The organism is Methylobacterium sp. J-048 (assembly GCF_022829515.1).
Taxonomy (GTDB): Bacteria; Pseudomonadota; Alphaproteobacteria; order Rhizobiales; family Beijerinckiaceae; genus Methylobacterium.
Genome location: NZ_JAKSYL010000292.1, coordinates 1 through 2,811, shown reverse-complemented (window position 1 = coordinate 2,811; position 2,811 = coordinate 1). Strand labels below are relative to the sequence as shown.

The following is a 2,811-nucleotide window of genomic DNA, read 5'->3' as shown; positions in this document are numbered from 1 at the left end:
GATGGTCGCCGTCATCGCCGTCGCCCGAAAGCTCCTCACCATCCTCAACGCCATGATCCGGGATCAGAAACCATGGCAAACCGCTTGACGCCCAACACAGTCGCTGAGGTGCTGCGCAGCAGCCTCGAAGGAGCCCTCCAGTGGTCGCCGCGGTCCCTGGAGGGCTCCTTCGAGGCCTCCGCTGCGCTCCGGCACCTCAGGATGAGGTCGTGATTGGGATAGGCGAAATTCAGCAGGGCCTTGGCAGCGGACCGGGCAAAAAGCCTTCACGCTCCAGCTGCGATTGCCTATCGGCAGGCTGGATGGGCCTGCGGCTTGATCCCTTGATGTCAATGGTGACCGAGAGGGCGGAAATGGCTCACGTTGTCATGCTAGTGCACCAGGAGGACGGCGAAGAGATCCCGCGCCCGCGCGCGCTGGGAGGAGTTGACCGGCGACCCGAGCTTTCGCGAGAACAGCGCCGACGCGATGGTCGCGCTCATCCAAGTCGAGCTTCCCGGCCGGGCCGTGCGCGTCAACATCTCGATGGAGGAAGGCCTCCTCCGACGGATCGACCGAGCTGCCGAGGCGACCGGCGAGAGCCGATCCGCCTTCCTGGCTCAGGCCGCGAAGGCGCGGCTGTCGGCCGAAGCCTGAGATCCGGTGCTCACTTCCCGGCAGGCGTAAAACTCCCGTCCTTCCAAACATACAGGACATAGCCCTGGGCGGTGACGTCGCCCTTGGAATCGAACCCGACCGTGCCGAGCACGAGGTCGAACCGCTCCGTATGAAGCGCCTGGGCGATCGGCTTGGGCTCGGCGGAGTGGGCGAAGTTGCCGGCCGCGACCAGCGCCTGCAGCGCCGCGTAGCCGTAGATGGTCGAGCCGGTGGGATCGACGCCCTCGGCCTTGAACGCCTTCACGACGTTGGCGGCGGCGGGCTGCCGGCTCGGATCGAGGTAGAAGGTCATCAGCACGCCGTTGCTCGCCGAGCCGGCGACCTTGGCGAAGTCCGGCGTCGCGATCGCCGAGGTCCCGAACCATTGCGGGCGGTAGCCGCGATCGGCGGCGATCTTCACGAGGCGGCCCATCTCGGTAGCGTCGCCGCCGTAATAGACCACCTCGATCCCCGCGGCCTTGAGGCGGTCGACCAGGGCGGCATCGTCGGCGTCGCTCGGCGCGAACGACAGGGACAGGGCCTCGTTGATCCCGATCCGGTTGAGGTTGTCCTTGGTGGCGGCCGCCAGCGTCCGGGAGGCCGGGGTCTGGTCCTGGATCAGCCCGATCTTGCGGTCGCGGAACCGCTCGGCGAGCACCGCGGCCGACAGCCGGGCTTGGTCGTCGTCCCGCCCGCAGACGCGGAAGACGTTCGGCAGCCCCCGGTCGGTCAGCCGGGCCGAGACCGAGGCCGCGCTGATCATCACCAGGCCGTTCTGGGCATAGATGTCGGAGGCCGCGATCGAGGCATTCGAGCAGACATGGCCGACGACGAGGCGCACGTCGGCGCGCACGAAGTGGTTGGCCACCGCAGTGGCGGTGTTGGAGTCGCAGGCATCGTCCTGCACGTCGAGGGTCACGGGCTGGCCGTCGAGCCCGCCCATGGCGTTGGCGTCCCGGGCCGCGGCTTCGACACCGCGCAGCACCTGCTCGCCCACGGCGACGTAGGGGCCCGAGCGCGGGACCGCCACGCCGACCACGACATCGGCCGAAGCCGGCCCGGCCGACAGGAGCGCGAGACACAGGCTCAAGGGGAACAGCGTGGGCCGGAACAGCCCGCGGGCGGAGACGACGCGTCCGATCTTCATCGGGCTCTTCTAGGCATCCTTGCGCGAGGCATCCACCGGCGAGGGTGGGATGCGGCTCCGGTCACGCGCATCCGCAACACACCGCACGCAAAGCCCATACGCGAGGACGCGGCGAAACGCGATTGTTTTCCGCCGTCTCGCGTAAGTCGTCCCGTCCTTACTTCGCGTAATAGTAAGCGGTCGCCACCGAGGAGACCGGCCCGGTGAGGGAGGTGAAGACGGACAGCACCTTGGACACTTCGGTGAACGGCGCGTTCGAGACGTAGATCAGGTCGCGGTTGCGCATCCGGAACGCCTGGGTGGTGAACAGGCTGTTGGGGTCGCGCATGTTGATCCGGTAGACCACCGGCACCAGCGGCGTGCCGGTGAGCTTGGTGGCCGGGTTCAGCCGGCGCACCACGCTGGCCGGCTCGAACCGAAAGATGAACGTCCCGGCCGGGTCGGCGGCGAAGTCCGACAGGCCGCGCGCCTTGGCGAGCGCCTGGGCGAGCGTGATGCCGTCGGCCTGGAACGGCAGTTCCGTGGCTTGGCCGAGCGCGCCCACCGCCAGGAAGGTCTGCGGATCGCGCACCAGGGTCAGCACGTCGTTGGGCCGCAGGTAGATGTTCTCCTTCGGGTTCGACACCACCGTGGTCAGCGGCACGGTCGCGGTGAGCGGCCCGCGCGACAGGCGCACGAAGGTCTCCGACACCGGGGAACGGTTGCCGCCGGCGGCGGCGATGACGTCGAGGATGCGGTCGCCGTGGCCCGAGAGCGGCAGGCGGGCGCCGGCCGCGCCCTCGCCGGTGACGGTGACGGCCTGGCTGATCGGCCGGGTGACCGAGACCAGCACCTGCGGCTGGATCGCCTTGCCGGCGAGCTCATTCTCGATCAGGCCCTGGACGTCCTGGGGCCGGCGTCCTGCGACCTTGATGCGCCCGGCATAGGGCACCGAGATCGCGCCGTCGCGGCCGACCGGCTGCTCGGGGATGAGGGCGGATTTGGAGCCGGCGGAGAACCGGTCGGCGACCAGCGGCCCGGAGAACAGG

The 2,811-nt window shown here is 69.2% G+C and carries 3 protein-coding genes; 1 reads left to right on the top strand and 2 read right to left on the bottom strand.

What is annotated here, in order from left to right; all coding sequences use genetic code 11:
* The first annotated feature begins 426 nt into the window (after positions 1–426).
* The gene (locus MKL09_RS29600; RefSeq protein WP_244025535.1) at positions 427–636 is read left to right on the top strand and encodes a type II toxin-antitoxin system HicB family antitoxin; all 210 of its coding nucleotides are present in this window, start codon (positions 427–429) and stop codon (positions 634–636) included.
* A 10-nt stretch (positions 637–646) separates the two neighbouring features.
* Here the strand turns inward: MKL09_RS29600 and MKL09_RS29595 are convergent, their stop codons facing one another.
* Positions 647–1,783, bottom strand: a complete 1,137-nt coding sequence (locus MKL09_RS29595; RefSeq protein WP_244025534.1) for a branched-chain amino acid ABC transporter substrate-binding protein — start codon at positions 1,781–1,783, stop codon at positions 647–649.
* Positions 1,784–1,940: 157 nt separating this feature from the next.
* Positions 1,941–2,811: polysaccharide biosynthesis/export family protein (locus tag MKL09_RS29590; protein WP_244025533.1), on the bottom strand; the 871-nt coding region annotated here is incomplete at its 5' end.

Excerpts from the sequence above, each read along its gene's own strand:
- MKL09_RS29595 (WP_244025534.1), bottom strand. The coding sequence starts at position 1,783 with ATGAAGATCGGACGCGTCGTCTCCGCCCGCGGGCTGTTCCGGCCCACG.